Origin of the sequence: Methylovirgula sp. (assembly GCF_037200945.1) — a bacterium.
Taxonomy (GTDB): domain Bacteria; phylum Pseudomonadota; class Alphaproteobacteria; order Rhizobiales; family Beijerinckiaceae; genus Methylovirgula.
On the sequence record NZ_JBBCGP010000001.1, the window covers coordinates 2,598,079 to 2,613,782 of the forward strand.

Consider the following 15,704-nt stretch of genomic DNA (forward strand, 5'->3'; position numbering starts at 1 on the left):
GGCGTACTTATAAGTTCAGCATCGCCATTTCATTTTCGCCGTAACGCGTTCCTTCGATCGGCGCGCTTGCCACCGCCGCCTCGATCGCCTGTAATTCCACATCTGTCAGGACGACGTCGGCGGCGGCTATATTTTCGGTGAGGCGTGAGAGCTTCCGGGTTCCCGGAATCGGCACCACCCAAGGCTTGCGAGAAAGCAGCCAGGCGAGCGCGAGTTGGCCGGCTGTCGCCCCCTTGGCAGCAGCAACGTTGGTGAGGCTTTCGACGAGCGATAGATTCTTCTTGAGCGCGTCCGGCTGGAATCGGGGGTGGCCGGTGCGAAGATCACCTCGCTCGAAATTTGCACCATTGTTGAACGCGCCAGCGAGGAAGCCGCAGCCGAGCGGGCTATATGCAACGAACCCGATGCCAAGTTCCTCAAGGGTTGCCAGAAGGCCGTCCTCGGGGTCACGCGTCCATAACGAATATTCGCTCTGCACCACTGCGACGGGATGAACCGCATGTGCCTTTCGGATCGTATCTGGCGCAGCTTCTGACAAACCAAAATACTTGACCTTGCCGGCCTTTACGAGATCGCCGACAGCTCGGGCGACCTCCTCGATCGGCACGTTGGGATCGACGCGGTGCTGATAGAGCAGGTCAATATGATCGGTTCGCAGCCGTGTTAGCATCTCCTCAGCCACAACCTTGATGTGTTCGGGCCGGCTGTTGAGCCCGATCGGCATAGAGCCGCCTGCCGGGTCGAGTTCAAAACCGAACTTGGTGGCGATCACCACCTTATCACGGAGGGGCTGCAACGCTTCGCCGACAAGATCTTCGTTGGTTTTTGGGCCGTAGACTTCCGCTGTGTCGAAGAAGGTGACACCGAGATCGACAGCGTCGCGGAGTAATTTGACCATCTCGGCGCGATCGTTATTGCCACCGTAGGCCCAGCTCATGCCCATGCAGCCAAGACCGAGGGCCGAAACCTTCAGGCCGCCGCTTCCAAGTTTACGCGTCTTCATAATCATTCTCCTGTTACGTGGACGGGCTTAAAGAGTGGCGGCGAGTTCGTGTGCTTGGGCACGGGCATTCGCACGCGCGGCTTCGTCAGCCTCGCGGCCCAACAGCGTTCCCTCGACGACGATGACCTGGACTTCGGTGATACCGACCATACGCGCCCAGATGCGCAGATAGGCGACTTGGTGGTCGAAGTCCTTCTCCGGATAATCTCCGCCGAGCCGGGCGCCGCGCGCGGCGACGATGACCATCTTCTTGCCGTTGAGGAGTCCATTGAGGTTCTCGCCGTCAAAGGTGAAGAGGACATTCTTCTGCGACACCGCGTCGATGAGGTGTTTCAGGCGATAGGGAATACCGAAGTTCCACATCGGCACGCTGATAAGAACGACGTCGGCGCAATGAAAGCGCGCTGCAAGAGTTCCGATTGCGGCCCAGACATCCTTTTGCTCGTCCGTCAGGGCCCTGCCGGCTAAGCCCGCATATTTTGCATCGAGTGCAGGACCGTCGAAGGCCGGGATGTAGGTCGTCCAGACGTCGAGCGTATCAATCGTCGCCCGCGAGTGGGTGGTTTCCCATTGTTCTATGAAGCGGGTTGCGACATCGAGCGATGCGGACAATTCCTTCCGCGGCGAACCGACGATATGAAGCATATGCATGACAAAAGTCCTCGGTTCTTCACTGCAGAGTGCGGCGACTGCCGCTTGAGAAAGGGGGGTGTTGGGCGGGACGGACGCCGTCGATGAGCCAGGCGGCGACGAGCAAGGAAACTCCGATCGCAGCAACCGCAACGGTGAAGGCATGGGCGACAATCAAGGGGCTCGATCGTCCGTCCATCATTGCGTAGAATAATCCGCCGATCAGAGCGATGCTGAGCGAGCCGCTGATTTGTAAGATGGAGCTTACCAAGCCCGCGCTGAGCCCCGCCCAACGACCGTCGATACGTTCAACGACGGTCCGGACGAGCGTCGGTAGTGCGAATCCTTGTCCAATTCCGATCAGAATGGTCGTGAGTGACGTGACCGTTCCAAAATCGAGAAATGCAGCGATGGCAGAGCTAAACATCCCTGTCGCCAGAACGATCATCGCAAATGTCGGCGCGCGGCGGCCAAGCCCCTTGGTAAGGCCCGCGCTGAACAGCGGGCTGATCGCGAAGCCGAACGCAAATGGCATGATGGCAAGGCCTGCCTCAAGCGGCGTACGGCCCAGCGCATCCTGCTGATAGATCGAGAAGACCAGAAAGAAGGCGGCAAATGCGTTGTAGAGAAGCGTGGCGGTCAGACCACGCACCAGGCCCGGTGCTGCAAGGATCCCCGGCGGGAACAGCGGATCGCGTCCGCGCGCGACAACGCGCTTCTCGTAGAACCAGAAGATTATGAAAAGTGGGAAAGCGGACGTGAGGAGGGTTATTACCCAGACTGGCCAGCCATGTTCGGGGCCTTCGACGATTGGAATGATCATGGCAGTCAGGGCTGCCGCTAAGAGGATGACGCCGCCAATATCGAGGCGCTGAGCTCGATCGTCGCGTGTTTCTCGCAACAGGATGATCGAAAGCGGAATAACGACAGCGATAATCGGCAGATTGACGAGAAAAATGCTCCGCCAGCCGAGGCCGAATGGGTTGATGGCAACCAGCAGGCCGCCGAGCAATTGGCCGAGGATGGCTCCCAATCCGAAGGTCGCCGCGTAATAGCCCATTGCTTTCGGCCGCTCGTGCTCCGGGAAAAGGACGCGGATAGTGGCAAGCGATTGCGGCATGAGAATCGCTGCGAAACCACCTTGGACGATGCGGCTAATGACGAGGGCGTTGGCCGACGATGCGATCCCGCAGGCGAGCGAGGCGAGAGCGAAACCAATGATGCCGATGAGGAAGATCAGGCGTCGGCCGAAAATATCGCCAAGACGTCCGCCGGTGATAAGGAGCACGGCATAGGCGCAGGCATAGCCGGACAGGACGAGTTCAATGGCGGCCGGCGTCGCCTTGAGATCTGATTGAATCGATGGCAGCGCGATGTTGACGATGAAGAAATCGACCGGCGACAGCAGTGTGCCCGCCAGCATGACGAATAGGGCAGGCCAGCGGCGGGATTCCAGGCTAGCTCCCTTAAACGAAGGAGAGACGGCCCGCTCCGACAATGAGGAGGTCTCGCTCACGGCAGCCTTTCAAGGAACCAATCGGTTCCAAAATGGACAAAGGAAGTCATTCGAGTGCGGCCATCGCAATGTCGACGATCTCCAACATTTCCTTCTTCGTCCGACCGGTCTTTCCGAGGACTCCGAGGCCTTCGATCAAACACAGGAGGAAGCGCGAAAGTGCTTCGGGACTGTTGCGCGAGGTGATCTCCCCGGAAGCCTGGCCTCTTTCAATTGCCTCCCGTAGAAAGCCCTCCATGCGGGCGAAGGTACGTCTAAGGCGTTCCTTCACTTCGGCGTCTTTAGAAGCCATTTCCGTCGTCGATCCGACAACAAGGCAACCGCGCTCGCCACTCGCAAGGGACGATGCCTGAGCGATCGCCTTCAGCGCCGCACGGACCGCTTCCTTCGGTGAGCCCGAAGCAAGCCGCTGCCTGAGCCCTTCGGTGTTAACCGCGGTATAGCGGTCAAGAGCCATGAGGAAGAGCGTTTTCTTGTCGGTAAAGGCTTTGTAGAGGCTCCCCCGCGTGAGCCCTGTTCCCTCCAGCAGATGATTGAGCGAGGTGCCTTCGTAACCATGAGTTTGAAACACCTCCATCGCGTCATGAACCGCGTCGTTCACATCGAACTCCCTCGGCCGTCCACGATAGCGTGACATGTTCCGCTGCTTAACCATAGATTATATATAGACCGAACGGTTCCGAATATCAATACGCTTATGTTCCCTCTCTAAAAAGTCACCCTCATCGAACGGATCGACGAGTCTTCCAATCGGCGGCATCGATGCGGCGGTGAGTGGCGAAGTCAGCTGGCGACATGCCTTCGGCGCTCTCACGCCGATCTCAACTTCGTCCTTCACCGGTGGTAGCCCGTTCGATATTGCGGGCGTCCTTATTGCAAGGGATGCGGCCGTGACAGAAGTCGGCCTTGACTTCCACGTCGCGCCGAATGCGACGCTCGGGATTTCCTATAACGGCAGTACGCCGCAAATGGAATTGAGCAGAGCGTACTCGGTACGTTTGACTTAAAGCTTTGAGCTAAACTTATGCCGCATGCACCGAGCGGTAACGTCCACTCCATTGAACCTAACGCTGTTAGCTTTCAGTCTACTCTCGGTCGGATTGGCTGGCTGACAGCCCAATCGGCATGGTGCCTGAGACCTAAAACACGGATCCAGAGATGATCACAAAGTCCCCCAAGAACCGACCTAGCATTGTGCCGAGCCGCTCGCCTGATGTAGAGGCCAGAATCCGCCGGTGACTCAGCCAGCATGTGATGCCCCATTGACTGCGACGCCTAGCTTTTGAACCATGGCGACGAGCATAGTATTTTGGTACTCAAGGTGACGCAGGATCACCTCTATTTCCTCCTCCGCCCTGACGTTGACATCCAAGTCATGTTCGGCGCGTGCCTCAGCATAGCGGCCCTGGACATTTTGACCGACCATAATAAGCGGCATCAGCAGAAGCTGAATGACGTTCGAAATAAAAAGCCAGAATACGAACGCCATCGGCGGATCGAACTGCCACGCCCGTGGGGCCAATAGATTCCAACCCAACCAAAGGGCTGTCCATGCAAAAATAATTAGAAAGAATCCCATCGATCCCACGCGGACTGTGATCCACAGCGCCAAGCGGTCCATTGGCGTAATCTTCTCCTCAAGAACGGTCCTGTGAATGTTCCGCAGCGGACGGCGGCGTTTGATAACGGCATCAACCGATGGTGGCTGTCGCGTCGGCGACTGAAGCGATCCTGTGCCCATACTTTAGGACTCCTACATCGGCGTAAATGGGCTTGGCCGAGCAAACGTTGCTCCGGATTACCCAGTGTGGACAGAGTATCCCCGCTCAAGCCCAAAGCAATCCCGACTTGGCTGAGCTCCGCGGGGATGAGCATCATGACCTCAACTGGTTTGCAAGTGAATTGCTTTATGGATTGGCGAGTGGGTAAATTTGGGCTTCACAACCGGCTGCGAGTGCGGCGTTTTTGAAGGCTTCCGGATTCACATACATGCCTCTCAGGAGTTTTTCGTCGGTAATGGTGTTATTTGCTTCCGTATCGTTGGATCGGATAGATACCTATGACCTTCATAGACATTGCGACTCGCACTTATAATCATAATTTTCGGCTTGATCCGATCGCGCGCAGCTTACTCGATACCGATTTTTACAAATTGCTGATGCTGCAGATGATCTGGAAGTTGCACCCGGAGGTCGAAGCGACATTTTCACTCATAAACCGGACCAAGTCCGTGCGCCTCGCCGAGGTCATCGATGAGAACGAGCTACGCGCCCAACTTGATCATGCTCGGACAGTGCGGTTCACAAAGAAGGAACTCATTTGGCTGGCTGGGAACAGCTCTTATGGCAAAACACAAATGTTCAGTGCCGAGTTCATTGTGTGGCTTGCCGACTTTCGCTTGCCAGATTACGAGCTCCGTATGAACGAGGGCCAATTTGAACTGAACTTCGCAGGCCCGTGGACTCATACGACGATGTGGGAGATTCCGGCGCTGGCAATCATCAGCGAGCTCAGGTCCCGCGCCGCGATGCGCAACAAGGGCCGCTTCGCGCTCGATGTGCTTTATGCTCGCGCCAAAGCCAAGCTTTGGCAAAAGGTCGAACGGCTGCACGCTTTGCCGGATCTCATAATTTCAGATTTCGGCACGCGACGGCGGCACGGCTTTCTCTGGCAACGCTGGTGTGTCGAGGCGCTCAAAGAGGGGCTCGGCAATCGTTTTATCGGCACGTCGAATGTGCTGCTCGCGATGGATGCGGACCTGGAGGCGATCGGCACCAACGCACATGAGCTGCCGATGGTCGAAGCCGCGCTCGCCAACAACGATGCTGAATTGGCGGAGGCGCCTTATCGTGTCCTGGAGCAATGGCGCAGCCAATATGCCGGCAATCTGCTGATCGCGTTGCCGGATACATTCGGTACGGCTGCCTTTCTGCACCAGGCGCCCGACTGGCTTGCCGGTTGGACCGGATTCCGCCCCGATAGTGCCCCGCCAATTTCCGCGGGCGAGGAGATTATCGCGTGGTGGAAGGAACACGGAGTTGATCCGCGCAGCAAATTGCTGATTTTTTCCGACGGTATGGACATCGATAGTATCGAACAGGCTTACCATCACTTCCATGGCCGAGTGCGAACGAGCTTCGGCTGGGGCACCAATCTCACCAACGATTTCCGCGGCTGCGATCCCGATGGGATGGATGGCCTGGACGCAATTTCGCTCGTCTGCAAGGCAACGTCTGTCAACGGAAGGCCGGCCGTTAAGCTGTCTGACAATCCCGACAAGGCGACCGGCGACTCCAAGGAAATTGAACGCTATCTGCGCATCTTCGGAGGGCAGGGGCGTATCATGCACCCTGTGAACGTGTGAGGTCCGAATGAATGCGAAGATTGCGTCGCCATTCGGCGCCGTTGCTTTGCTCGCCGACGCTTGCCTGCCGAATCAACGCCTGCAAAGCCGCCCCGCGCGTCGCCAATCTTCCCAGATCGCCCGTTGAGCGGCTGTCAGCCGCACCGATCCCGCGCAAACAGCCGAGGTAAGACAGTATTCGACGACATCTTTCCGGCGTGCCTCGGCCCATGGTTCCAGCGCAAGATTGTTCGTGCTGTAGGGATCGCCGCCGAGATCGAGAGGAATCAGGTGGTCCAACTCGAATCGGGATATCGAGGCTTGAGACAACCCTTTTTGACGGAGCTTCTGCAGCTTCATCCGATGCGTGTAGGAGTAGGAGGGCCGCACAAGCTTGGTCCATCCAAGTTTGCAGATCGTGCGGTGGATATTCGATTGTGTGACTTGACCACTGACAGGCAGGTCAAGCGGAGGAGGGATTAACTGGGCGGCAAGCGCAGCGGGGCTCGACGCGAGCAGAAAAGCGATCGTTACCAACTTCACAGGCCGGCTTCTCCGCCGGTCCTGCGGCCGCGCATATAGCCATGCGAAACGAGAGTGAGCGCCCGGTCATGGGCTTGCTCGAGGAGGGCATTGCAAATCAGAAGTGCCTTTACGGCTTCGCGTGCATCGCCCCCATGTTCAGCGATCGTCGCATCGACGGCGTTCGTGAGATCTGCCTCGTCGGCGGGATCAATCTGTCTCTCAGCCTGTGCCGTCACGATTAACCCCCTTATGTGCACCGCCAGCGGGCAGCTGCGTCAGACGTTTTATTATCTGATTCTCGATCTCGTGTGTTTTGCGGGACGTGCGAGACGCGGCGAAAGGTGGCGCTCGTCGGTGCGAGCAGGGCGCTTTCAACGATGGGCCGGCACTTCGTGACCTTGCTCGCGAAAGTTTGAGCCGGCTGAACCGAGTTGGGTGCCCAGACTCAGGTCGTTGGACCATCGCCGTCGGGGAAACGCTCAGGTGTTCCTTCGCAGGCATGGCAATAATACCGTCCGTCGAATTCGATCAACGTCCTCATTGAGCATCTCGGACATCGGAGCAATCCCGCATCGGGGCCAGATGACCGAGTGTCGGACCTCGCTGGCCCGCCGTTTCTCAATTCTTCGGCGAGTGCGCGGAGGCCGGCTCCAATCCTGGGACGATCTCGACGTCTAGATTCTCGTTCCCACCGTACGTCAGCCGCACTTGGGCTAACCAAGTAATTCTCGCTGAGATCGCCGGGGTGAAGCGGCGTGTTCCGCCATCGCGTCAGTGATCAGATAGGTGGAGGCAAATGTGTTGGCCTGCTTTTCGACCGAGACAAAATGCGGCACGATTCGATTGGCGCTTGGTTGCCGCGACCGGGCCAGCGGCGCCGGATTCTTGTGTAGGACGCCGTGTCCCAGCTCGTGGGCGGCGGTAAATCGCGATCGCCGATCGAAATCTTTGAGGCGGTCATGAGTTGTGCGAGCGAAACGAATTCGAATTGCCGACTGAGAGATGAGCGTATCAGCCTCATCTCCGCCTAATTCCTCATCAGAAACGACCAAATACTCCAGTGCTTCGTGCCAAAACGCGTCCAAAGCTCACCGCGGTTCAAGATCGCCAGCATGTCCGGGGTTTCGAGATCAGCAAGACCCTGAAAACGCCGCAGCCTCAGTGCGTAGTTCGCAATTTGCTCATCAGAAAGGGGGTCGCTGGTGAAATTGACACTCATAGGCGATGTCCACTGATCGGCTTCCCCAAAGCCGACCTTTCCGGGGTCTTTTCTGCCGGGGTCGAGGTTTTCCGATCCCGGCGCGTTTCAGATAAATCGCTTTATCCGGTGTGCGGACAAACTATCCTTCCATTTGCGGACACACATTCGTTCACTGCGGACAAACTATCGTTCTCGTTACAACTGTGAGGTCGTCTCGTCTTGGCCGAGCATCCTGTATTCTGATAAATTTGAAGAAGATGAGAAATGAGATGGCGCTGGTTATTAACTGCCACTTGCCATGCTGGTCGGTTTCAAGATCGTAAGTCATGTTATCCTGACCGATGGACTGTTTCACGCCGAGTGGTAGCTTTTGGATGGCGTAATTCTGCGCTGTCGCAGCAGAATATCCACCGACGATTGTGCCAACGGTAAGGCCAATAAATTGACTGGCTTGAGGCGCCCATAATGGGTCGCCGAATTCAGGCGTAATGGTGCCGATGCCCCATCCGACGAGCATTCCTAGAGCACGTCCAGCTGAGATGCCAATTTTCGATATGATCGGTAAGTGTTTCCGCAAATCCACTGAAAGTAACTGCCGCAATCGCGTCGGTTAGCTTGCCTTTCGTGAAACTGTCAATGGCAGATCAAGTTCGACACGATCGTATATCACTTTTGGAATGATACGACCTCGCTCGCCATATTCGAGACGGATTAGACCGTAAGACTCCATTGTGCGCAGGGTGCGCGAGAGATTTGACTTTGCCTTACCAGTGATTTGCGCCAGCTCATCGAGCGATGTTGGCATCTTTTCGGCGATGACGCGCAATAGTTCACGATTACCGGCCGAGAGGACTTTTGCAAAGGATTCGGTTGAAGTGAACCAAACCTTTGGTTCGTCAGACGATAGGCGGCGCTCTCCACGTGCGACTGCCATCGTGCGGGCCTTCATTTCTCCGTAGCTGGCAATGCCGACCTTCAGGGTTGTCATGGGATTACTCCTCGTTCGCGTAACACAGCGTCTACTGTCTCCCAGAAGTCGGCGAGCAAGGTTGTTGCGTCATGATACTCGTAGGGTCTGATTGTTCGCAATCGGTGGCGATGATCTTGTGGTTCACCACGCTTTTGCTGCGCTACTGGATGAGCGTTGTCGAATCCAACGAGTCGCTCGCCGTCTGGTCCATGGAGCGTGAGCGAATAATCGAGACCGTGCGGCTTGTCGTTCGATTTGGGCACACGCGTGATGATAAATCGGACCCAATGGTTGCCCTGTGAATCGACTATAAGAATCTGACCGTCGAGGTCGAGAAGCAGGTCAAGGCCGGGATCGTGCTTTTCAGTCACCTGAGGATGGTTATCATACTGTGATAACTCTGGCAAGGATTATTTAGGTCGTGCGGGTGGCTGCTGAACTCGATGCTTTTTCGCAAAGATTGAAGATGACGGCATTCCTGGCAACTGTCTGCGCTATTTGCTGGGTTCATGACAGCCCTAGGGTCAGGACTCATTGATTAGAGCCAGAAGATGACGGCGGCTGCGATACAGATGGCAGACATGAATGTATGGGCGCATCGGTCGTATCGGGTGTGGATGCGTCGCCAGTCCTTGAGCCTGCCGAACATGTTCTCGATCTTGTGCCGTTGACGATAGAGCTCGCGGTCATGTTCGATCGGCTTTTTTCGGTTTGACTTCGATGGGATGCAGGCCACGATGCCGCGTTCGGTAAGAGCCCGGCGAAACCAGTCGGCATCATAGCCCTTGTCAGCGAGCAACTGCTTCGCGGACGGTAGAGCATCGATCATCAGGGCCGCGCCCCTATAATCGCTCATCTGGCCTTCGCTGAGCAGCATGATGACGGGGCGCCCCTGACCATCGCATACGGCGTGCAGCTTGGAGTTCAGGCCGCCCTTCGTGCGGCCGATACGTCGGGAAACAGACCCTTTTTTAAAAGGCTGGCGGCGGTGCGATGCGCTTTCAGATGCGTCGCATCGATCATCAGACGAGATGGCTTGCCGGCCTTGCGTGCCAGTTCGGCGAAGATCTTGTTGAACACGCCGAGGCGGCTCCAACGCACAAACCGATTGTAGATCGTCTTGTGCGGACCATAGCCGGGCGGCGCATCGCGCCAGCGCAGACCGTTTCTGATGACGAAGACGATGCCACTGATCACCCGCCGATCGTCAACCCTCGCAATCCCGTGCGACAATGGAAAATACGGTTCGATCCGGCGCATCTGCGCCTCCGACAGCAACAACAAATCAGCCATGGCGATGCCTCCCGACATCCCCATTGAATCAATCCGCTAACCCTCACGCAACAATTTAATGGGTCCTGAGCCTAGTTTTTCGCGTTTCGTAACGCCCACAAACACATCGGACAACCCAGCGAAGCGGGGGAGACGAGGCATGGGCCCCGATGACCGTGAACCGGCCGAATTTTCTACCAGTCAATTTGGGTACGTCGTTTGGCAGGTTGGTGCGAATTGGTAGAGGAAGGTCCGTATGGACCTGGCTGATTTTCTTAGCCGAGGGAAATTGATGGCTTCGTGAGATGGCTAATGCGGCAGCCTTGTTAACCGGCCGAAGCCCGACGAGTCGCTGAAAGTTCATTCGCTTTGTCCCTAGCGCAAAAAATGCCCCGAACTGTGAGTTCGGGGCATTTTTCGTACGGACAATCTTTCCTTAGATTTGCGGACACACATACGTTCACAGCGGACAATCTTTGGTGGCCACTACAACTGTGGCGGATACCAAAGTTTGTCCGCAGGTGGTTTCGTAAGCGATTGATTCATAATCGGTAGAGTGGGATCCGATCACCCATTGTTGCCGCAAATACAACGAAAGTATTGCCGCAAGGGCCAATGAATTCCCAATAAGCAAAACGAGTCGTCAAAAGGCGGCGGTTGCCCTTGACCTTGGGACAATCGCCAATGACAATAATCCGCGCTGGCTGGTGCCAGCCTTTGCGGAAATCAGCCGTGTCGTGAAGCCCAGCACATTCTGCGTCAGCTTCTACGGCTGGAACGCTGTTGAAGCATTCGCCGAGGCATGGCGCCTCGCGGGCCTAGGCATTGTAGGCCATATCGTATTCGCCAAGCCGTATCCATCGTCGACGCGCGTTCTCCAGCATCAGCACGAAAATGCCTTCCTGCTCGCCAAGGGCGATGTTCGGTCACCCAATGCCGATCAGCGATGTCCGCGATGACTGGCGCTACACCGGCAATCGCCTGCATCCAACGCAAAAACCGGTCGAAGCACTGCGTCCGCTGATCGAAGCGTTCTGGGCCCAAGGGCGTAGTGTTTGATCCGTTTTGCGGATCGGGTTCAACGTTGGTGGCGGCGAATGCCGCCAGCCGCCTCTTTGTCGGTATCGCACTTGATTACCGGCACGTCCAAACAGCTTGCAGGCGCTTGTTGTGTTGAAGCACAATGCTCCAAATCCGAAGGGCAATTATGAACGATTATGTACCGCCGCCTGAGTTCATGCCGTCCGAAGCCGGTTGGGGATGCACTTTCGTCGGCTTCGAGGAGCGCGAATTCACCAAGCGCATTGCCGAGTCCGTGCACGGCATTATCTGGGCTCTTCTTGAGGTCGGATATGACCTTTCACGCCTTGAGGGTATAACCGTATCGGCCCGCTACGCCGAATCTCTCGCCGAATTAGACAGAGGCTTTGAGACTTCTGCGCCGCTGGCGCCAACTCAAGAGTATGGCACCGGCATGGCCATGGCTGCACCGATCGTGCGCGAAGGCAAGATTATGTCGAGGCTCATGCTCGACGCCAGCATTGGCGTTGCCCTGCTTTCGGAGATCGAGCAAGAGAGGTCATTTGGGCTGTGTACAGCAGTGCACGAACTGGCCCATGTCTTCGATCTAGCTAACAAAGACAAGGCATTTCCCGGCGTTTTGCTAAAGCCGTATCCAGGCCCCATTCTCGAAGTTGAAATGTTCAAACTTTCATCGCTGGCATGGGACGAATATTTTACGACGGAACAGAGCGCCCGTCTTCGGCCAGCCAGCCTCGACGACTGCGACGAGGTGCTGGAGACGGCACTCGATGACCTGCTTGCACGGCTGGCTGAGGCCAGGCGGGCTTTTTTTACCCATCGCGATTTCGGCCGCGTCTTTCGTGAAATGTCTACGACAATGCAGATCTTGCTGAAATTCAGCGCGTATGTGCTTGGTACCCTGGACGGGTTGGGTCGCGGTGATGAGTATGGACCAAAATCCGGCGATAAGATACGCGCATCACGATTTCAGACGACGTTTGACTCGTTGCGTCAGGCACTACGCCAAATGGCTAGCACATATCCCACTTGGCAGGGCGTCGAGGCCTTCGCGCCGCTACGCGCGGTAGCTCAACGAGCACTTGAGGCAGAAGGACTGCATCTCGCGATGACTGATGACGGCCAAATGAACATATGGGTTTTGCACCCCGAGAACTTCACGCCGCAGCAACATATGGCCGCTAGTCTTGGCCAGCCAATCTGAAGTTGCAAGATCGAAGATGCCTGATCATTTTTATCGCTTTCGTTCTGCCTCGGCGTTGCTTGACGGTTTCCACGAACTCGAAAACCAAGAAATCTATTTCCCAACGCTTAAGGAGTTGAACGATCCTCTTGAGGGGTACAAAGACCTCGTATGGCGTGGCGACCGCATCGTTTGGCACAATCTCTTCCGGCACTACGTTCTTTGCCTACTGCAATCGACCTTCTTGATGGCTGTGGCCGGCAAAGAGTTCACACCGGAGATGGCCTCAAAGATCATTTTTCATACGCCGAACGACTTGCCAGAGGCGCCAATTAGGAAATTATATGCCAGCGCGTATGAGAAGTTCTTCGCTCATTCTTCAATACCTGTTCTGATTGACGCGCTGGCGTCGCCAGGCAAGAGCATGCGGCGGGACGAACTCGCGTTCTATCTACGCCTCGTTCATTCCTTCGCGCTTTCGATCATCCTTGAATTGTTCGCTGATCGCGGCGCTCAGCTGGTCACGTCAGCCACCGGGCTCGCTGAGCTAGCTGACAAGACGATGCGGTCGATTCCGAGGATTCTGGACGTGCATGCTCCGGTGGGCGACTTGGCGAGCGCGCTATACTTCATAAACAACAATATGCAGCAGCAGCTCGCCCTCATTCATGACTTAAATAATGAGGTTCCCGACGACAAACGACCGTGGTTGTTTGTTGCGCGCGATTATCCAAGCCAGTACGTCACTGACTTGGAGCAGCTCCTTTACCCGGATTGGCATGCCGCTTGTTTTGTGACAGATCCCACGGGGGCGGCCATGTGGGGTCACTATGGTGATGGACACAAGGGCATATGCCTCAAATTTAAAGCCAAGTCAGGCCACAACGATGAGCCGTGCCTCGATCTTTACCGCGTCAACAGTTGGAGCGGTGATGAGAACGGTATGGTTCCTCACTACAACTTTGTGCTACACCCCTTTGAAGCGGTCGATTATACATCAGCTTTTCCTGAGGTTGACTTCTTTGAATCAATCGGCAGGCTAGCAATTCCTAAACTCAATGACGGCTGGTACCGCGGACCAAATGGTGAGCGCAGTGAGGTCGCAGCGCGTGTGCTTACCGGAAAAGATCAATGGCACGAAGAATATTGGCAGCGTTTTCGAGCTAGCTATCGTACGAAATCAGCGGAGTGGTCACAGGAGAACGAACACCGCATCATCCTCTATTCAAATCTCGATAGCTTCGACACGACGGAAGCGCGTAAGCTGAAATATCGTTTTGAAGACCTGACCGGCATCATCTTCGGTCTTAGGACCTCAACCGAACATAAGCTCGCGGCCATGCGCATTGTCGAGAAAAAGTGCTTGGAGACGGGCCGCGAAGACTTTGAATTTTGGCAGGCTCACTATTCACATGGCAAACGTCAGATTGAACTTGCGCCTCTTCGGCTTCTCAAAATCACGCTGCCGAGTAGCGCGGCCGATGCGGCGCCCTAGCGTGGAAATATAACTTCGAAAAACTGACGCTCCTATGCAGAAAAGTCTCGGCTGATTGGTCTTAGCGATGAATTTTTACTGCGCTCGTCTGAAGGGAAGAAGCTCATCCTCCTGCGCCGTATACAAATCTATAGACGCGATAATACTGGGGGTCAGCCGCGCGCCTTCCCGACAAAACTTGAGTCATCGGGTGTTAACTTGAATTTGGCTCAAGACAGTGTTGACCTGGTTTGATTTAATTTGCGCGATTATCGTCAGGGCGCGCGCTTTTGCCTGGTTGGTCGCTGCACTATTAGGTGCCTGTGGGAGAGTGCCGGTCGCAGCTCGTTCAGCGAAGGCAAAAGTAATTTGGTCGGTGTTTGTCTCAGACACGCCGGCAAGGCTTCCCGGTCCCTTCAACTGCTTTAACGTCCAGGTTGGTCCTACAGCATTCAGATTCTTCAAAATCACGAACTTTGCATATCCGCCAAATTCTCCGGCCTTTGCCCCGCTGAGCTTTGTCTGTGAGGCAAGATGAGGTGTATTCATGGCAATATGTACCGACGGCACTATGCCAAGGTCGCCGGCAAGCGGTGTGTTAACCTCAGTGGGGCACGCAAGCGAATTCACGGGATGGCCAACCTTGAGACTCATCTTCCGATCTTCGTTCATTAAATCGCGCAGATCTGCGATTGAGTAGAACAAAGTTTCAGTAAAATTCTGCTCTCTTTGAACATCCAGCTTTGCGCCGGCGTTGAAGGAAAACAGACCATTGGTATAGGTGAACGCAGGGGCGAGAGAGCCGTCGTCGTTGACCGTGAGGTCCAGCTCTACGGCGATCACGTAATCTCCTGCGACCATGTCCCCAATATATTGGTAGTTGTCGGATGCGAGCGTGGCCAATTCGCAGTTCACTTGCTGAACAATCGTTTGCACAGATGGCAAATTAGCCGCGTCTCTGGGAACATCGAAATTTTGAATATTGCTACAACCGCCGACGCATAAGCTTACAAGCGGTGCCAAAATGGATAGACATATTTTCATCGGAGCCCATCGCTAGGGTTTGACGGGGCGGGTATTCGGAGGACATGTAGTTCCATGCCGAGAATGGCCAGTGCCACCGACGGCCGTAGCATAGGAGATGCATTGATTGTCAGTCAGGCCCTTAGCGCAGAGAAACTGTTGATTGGGATCGGCGAAATCGACCACGCAAATGTTGGCAACTTCCGCCCGCCTCTCCGTTTCGGGGAGGCTATTCGAAATGACTTGTCGTAATTTGTAGGTGAGCTCGGCGTCAGAGCGCCGCCTCATTATTATCCTGTAAAGCCACCACCAGAAGCTTCTTAAGTTGTCTAAAATAGCCATCCGTTCCTCCCCCCGGGTGAGAAAGTAACATCTCCCAAACCTGTGACAGGTGGAATGTGCCCATCAAAAAAAAGACGGGTGTGGCTCAATTGCAATGTGAGGAGGAGCTAGCCGCGGGTCGCCAACATTTTTCCTGAGGGGGTACAGGTCGTGAGACGGCTGGCGTCGGAGCGATTCCTTC

General features: G+C 55.6%; 20 protein-coding genes. 6 read left to right on the plus strand and 14 right to left on the minus strand.

The window, feature by feature from the left end:
- Nucleotides 1-7: 7 nt before the first annotated feature.
- Genes WDN02_RS12725 through WDN02_RS12740 form a run of 4 tightly spaced genes read right to left on the minus strand, consistent with a single transcriptional unit; the run spans nt 8 to nt 3,750 of the window.
- The gene (locus tag WDN02_RS12725; protein WP_337293849.1) at nt 8-1,003 is read right to left on the minus strand and encodes an aldo/keto reductase; all 996 of its coding nucleotides are present in this window, start codon (nt 1,001-1,003) and stop codon (nt 8-10) included.
- Between the two features lie 27 nt (nt 1,004-1,030).
- Entirely contained in the window at nt 1,031-1,654 is a 624-nt protein-coding gene (locus WDN02_RS12730; protein ID WP_337293850.1) for an NAD(P)H-dependent oxidoreductase, read from the minus strand.
- Between the two features lie 19 nt (nt 1,655-1,673).
- Nucleotides 1,674-3,149: an MFS transporter gene (locus WDN02_RS12735; protein WP_337293851.1), complete on the minus strand. Its 1,476-nt coding sequence runs from the start codon at nt 3,147-3,149 to the stop codon at nt 1,674-1,676.
- Nucleotides 3,150-3,195: 46 nt separating this feature from the next.
- Nucleotides 3,196-3,750: a TetR/AcrR family transcriptional regulator gene (locus tag WDN02_RS12740; protein ID WP_337293852.1), complete on the minus strand. Its 555-nt coding sequence runs from the start codon at nt 3,748-3,750 to the stop codon at nt 3,196-3,198.
- 88 nt (nt 3,751-3,838) lie between these two features.
- On the opposite strand from WDN02_RS12740, the gene WDN02_RS12745 reads away from it, so the two are divergent.
- The gene (locus WDN02_RS12745; RefSeq protein WP_337294935.1) at nt 3,839-4,156 is read left to right on the plus strand and encodes an autotransporter outer membrane beta-barrel domain-containing protein; all 318 of its coding nucleotides are present in this window, start codon (nt 3,839-3,841) and stop codon (nt 4,154-4,156) included.
- Between the two features lie 233 nt (nt 4,157-4,389).
- Here the strand turns inward: WDN02_RS12745 and WDN02_RS12750 are convergent, their stop codons facing one another.
- Nucleotides 4,390-4,890: a DUF1003 domain-containing protein gene (locus tag WDN02_RS12750; protein WP_337293853.1), complete on the minus strand. Its 501-nt coding sequence runs from the start codon at nt 4,888-4,890 to the stop codon at nt 4,390-4,392.
- 318 nt (nt 4,891-5,208) lie between these two features.
- On the opposite strand from WDN02_RS12750, the gene pncB reads away from it, so the two are divergent.
- Nucleotides 5,209-6,513, plus strand: coding sequence for a nicotinate phosphoribosyltransferase (pncB, locus tag WDN02_RS12755; protein WP_337293854.1), 1,305 nt, complete (start codon nt 5,209-5,211; stop codon nt 6,511-6,513).
- A 72-nt stretch (nt 6,514-6,585) separates the two neighbouring features.
- On the opposite strand, the gene WDN02_RS12760 is transcribed toward pncB, so the two are convergent.
- The 8 genes from WDN02_RS12760 to WDN02_RS12795 form a co-directional block, all read right to left on the minus strand.
- Nucleotides 6,586-7,035: a hypothetical protein gene (locus tag WDN02_RS12760; RefSeq protein ID WP_337293855.1), complete on the minus strand. Its 450-nt coding sequence runs from the start codon at nt 7,033-7,035 to the stop codon at nt 6,586-6,588.
- Nucleotides 7,032-7,253 carry a hypothetical protein gene (locus WDN02_RS12765; RefSeq protein WP_337293856.1) on the minus strand — a complete coding sequence of 74 codons (222 nt, stop codon included), beginning with the start codon at nt 7,251-7,253 and terminating at the stop codon, nt 7,032-7,034. The genes WDN02_RS12760 and WDN02_RS12765 overlap by 4 nt, the downstream gene beginning before the upstream one ends.
- Before the next feature lie 477 nt (nt 7,254-7,730).
- Nucleotides 7,731-8,102 (minus strand): ImmA/IrrE family metallo-endopeptidase, encoded by a 372-nt coding sequence (locus WDN02_RS12770; protein ID WP_337293857.1) that lies wholly within the window; start codon nt 8,100-8,102, stop codon nt 7,731-7,733.
- A 285-nt stretch (nt 8,103-8,387) separates the two neighbouring features.
- Nucleotides 8,388-8,735: a hypothetical protein gene (locus tag WDN02_RS12775; protein ID WP_337293858.1), complete on the minus strand. Its 348-nt coding sequence runs from the start codon at nt 8,733-8,735 to the stop codon at nt 8,388-8,390.
- Between the two features lie 93 nt (nt 8,736-8,828).
- Nucleotides 8,829-9,206 (minus strand): helix-turn-helix domain-containing protein, encoded by a 378-nt coding sequence (locus WDN02_RS12780; protein WP_337293859.1) that lies wholly within the window; start codon nt 9,204-9,206, stop codon nt 8,829-8,831.
- Nucleotides 9,203-9,559 carry a DUF6516 family protein gene (locus tag WDN02_RS12785; protein WP_337293860.1) on the minus strand — a complete coding sequence of 119 codons (357 nt, stop codon included), beginning with the start codon at nt 9,557-9,559 and terminating at the stop codon, nt 9,203-9,205. The genes WDN02_RS12780 and WDN02_RS12785 overlap by 4 nt, the downstream gene beginning before the upstream one ends.
- A gap of 167 nt (nt 9,560-9,726) precedes the next feature.
- Entirely contained in the window at nt 9,727-10,221 is a 495-nt protein-coding gene (locus WDN02_RS12790) for an IS5 family transposase (protein ID WP_337294936.1), read from the minus strand.
- Complete coding sequence (locus WDN02_RS12795; RefSeq protein WP_337292878.1) at nt 10,113-10,481, minus strand: transposase; 369 nt, start codon at nt 10,479-10,481, stop codon at nt 10,113-10,115. The genes WDN02_RS12790 and WDN02_RS12795 overlap by 109 nt, the downstream gene beginning before the upstream one ends.
- 686 nt (nt 10,482-11,167) lie before the next feature.
- Here WDN02_RS12795 and WDN02_RS12800 point away from each other — a divergent pair.
- The 4 genes from WDN02_RS12800 to WDN02_RS12815 all read left to right on the plus strand — a co-directional run bounded on the left by WDN02_RS12800 (nt 11,168) and on the right by WDN02_RS12815 (nt 14,179).
- Complete coding sequence (locus WDN02_RS12800) at nt 11,168-11,419, plus strand: hypothetical protein (RefSeq protein ID WP_337293861.1); 252 nt, start codon at nt 11,168-11,170, stop codon at nt 11,417-11,419.
- 128 nt (nt 11,420-11,547) lie between these two features.
- Nucleotides 11,548-11,637: a hypothetical protein gene (locus WDN02_RS12805; protein ID WP_337294937.1), complete on the plus strand. Its 90-nt coding sequence runs from the start codon at nt 11,548-11,550 to the stop codon at nt 11,635-11,637.
- A gap of 30 nt (nt 11,638-11,667) precedes the next feature.
- Nucleotides 11,668-12,705: a hypothetical protein gene (locus WDN02_RS12810; RefSeq protein WP_337293862.1), complete on the plus strand. Its 1,038-nt coding sequence runs from the start codon at nt 11,668-11,670 to the stop codon at nt 12,703-12,705.
- A gap of 16 nt (nt 12,706-12,721) precedes the next feature.
- Nucleotides 12,722-14,179 carry a DUF2971 domain-containing protein gene (locus WDN02_RS12815; RefSeq protein ID WP_337293863.1) on the plus strand — a complete coding sequence of 486 codons (1,458 nt, stop codon included), beginning with the start codon at nt 12,722-12,724 and terminating at the stop codon, nt 14,177-14,179.
- A 183-nt stretch (nt 14,180-14,362) separates the two neighbouring features.
- Here the strand turns inward: WDN02_RS12815 and WDN02_RS12820 are convergent, their stop codons facing one another.
- Nucleotides 14,363-15,202 (minus strand): hypothetical protein, encoded by an 840-nt coding sequence (locus WDN02_RS12820; RefSeq protein ID WP_337293864.1) that lies wholly within the window; start codon nt 15,200-15,202, stop codon nt 14,363-14,365.
- Nucleotides 15,203-15,704 lie beyond the last annotated feature (502 nt).

Coding starts and splice junctions, on each gene's coding strand:
- WDN02_RS12810 (WP_337293862.1), top strand. CDS start 11,668: ATGAACGATTATGTACCGCCGCCTGAGTTCATGCCGTCCGAAGCCGGT.
- WDN02_RS12795 (WP_337292878.1), bottom strand. CDS start 10,481: ATGGCTGATTTGTTGTTGCTGTCGGAGGCGCAGATGCGCCGGATCGAA.
- WDN02_RS12750 (WP_337293853.1), bottom strand. CDS start 4,890: ATGGGCACAGGATCGCTTCAGTCGCCGACGCGACAGCCACCATCGGTT.
- WDN02_RS12780 (WP_337293859.1), bottom strand. CDS start 9,206: ATGACAACCCTGAAGGTCGGCATTGCCAGCTACGGAGAAATGAAGGCC.
- WDN02_RS12725 (WP_337293849.1), bottom strand. CDS start 1,003: ATGAAGACGCGTAAACTTGGAAGCGGCGGCCTGAAGGTTTCGGCCCTC.
- WDN02_RS12730 (WP_337293850.1), bottom strand. CDS start 1,654: ATGCATATGCTTCATATCGTCGGTTCGCCGCGGAAGGAATTGTCCGCA.
- pncB (WP_337293854.1), top strand. CDS start 5,209: ATGACCTTCATAGACATTGCGACTCGCACTTATAATCATAATTTTCGG.
- WDN02_RS12820 (WP_337293864.1), bottom strand. CDS start 15,202: ATGAAAATATGTCTATCCATTTTGGCACCGCTTGTAAGCTTATGCGTC.
- WDN02_RS12775 (WP_337293858.1), bottom strand. CDS start 8,735: ATGCTCGTCGGATGGGGCATCGGCACCATTACGCCTGAATTCGGCGAC.
- WDN02_RS12815 (WP_337293863.1), top strand. CDS start 12,722: ATGCCTGATCATTTTTATCGCTTTCGTTCTGCCTCGGCGTTGCTTGAC.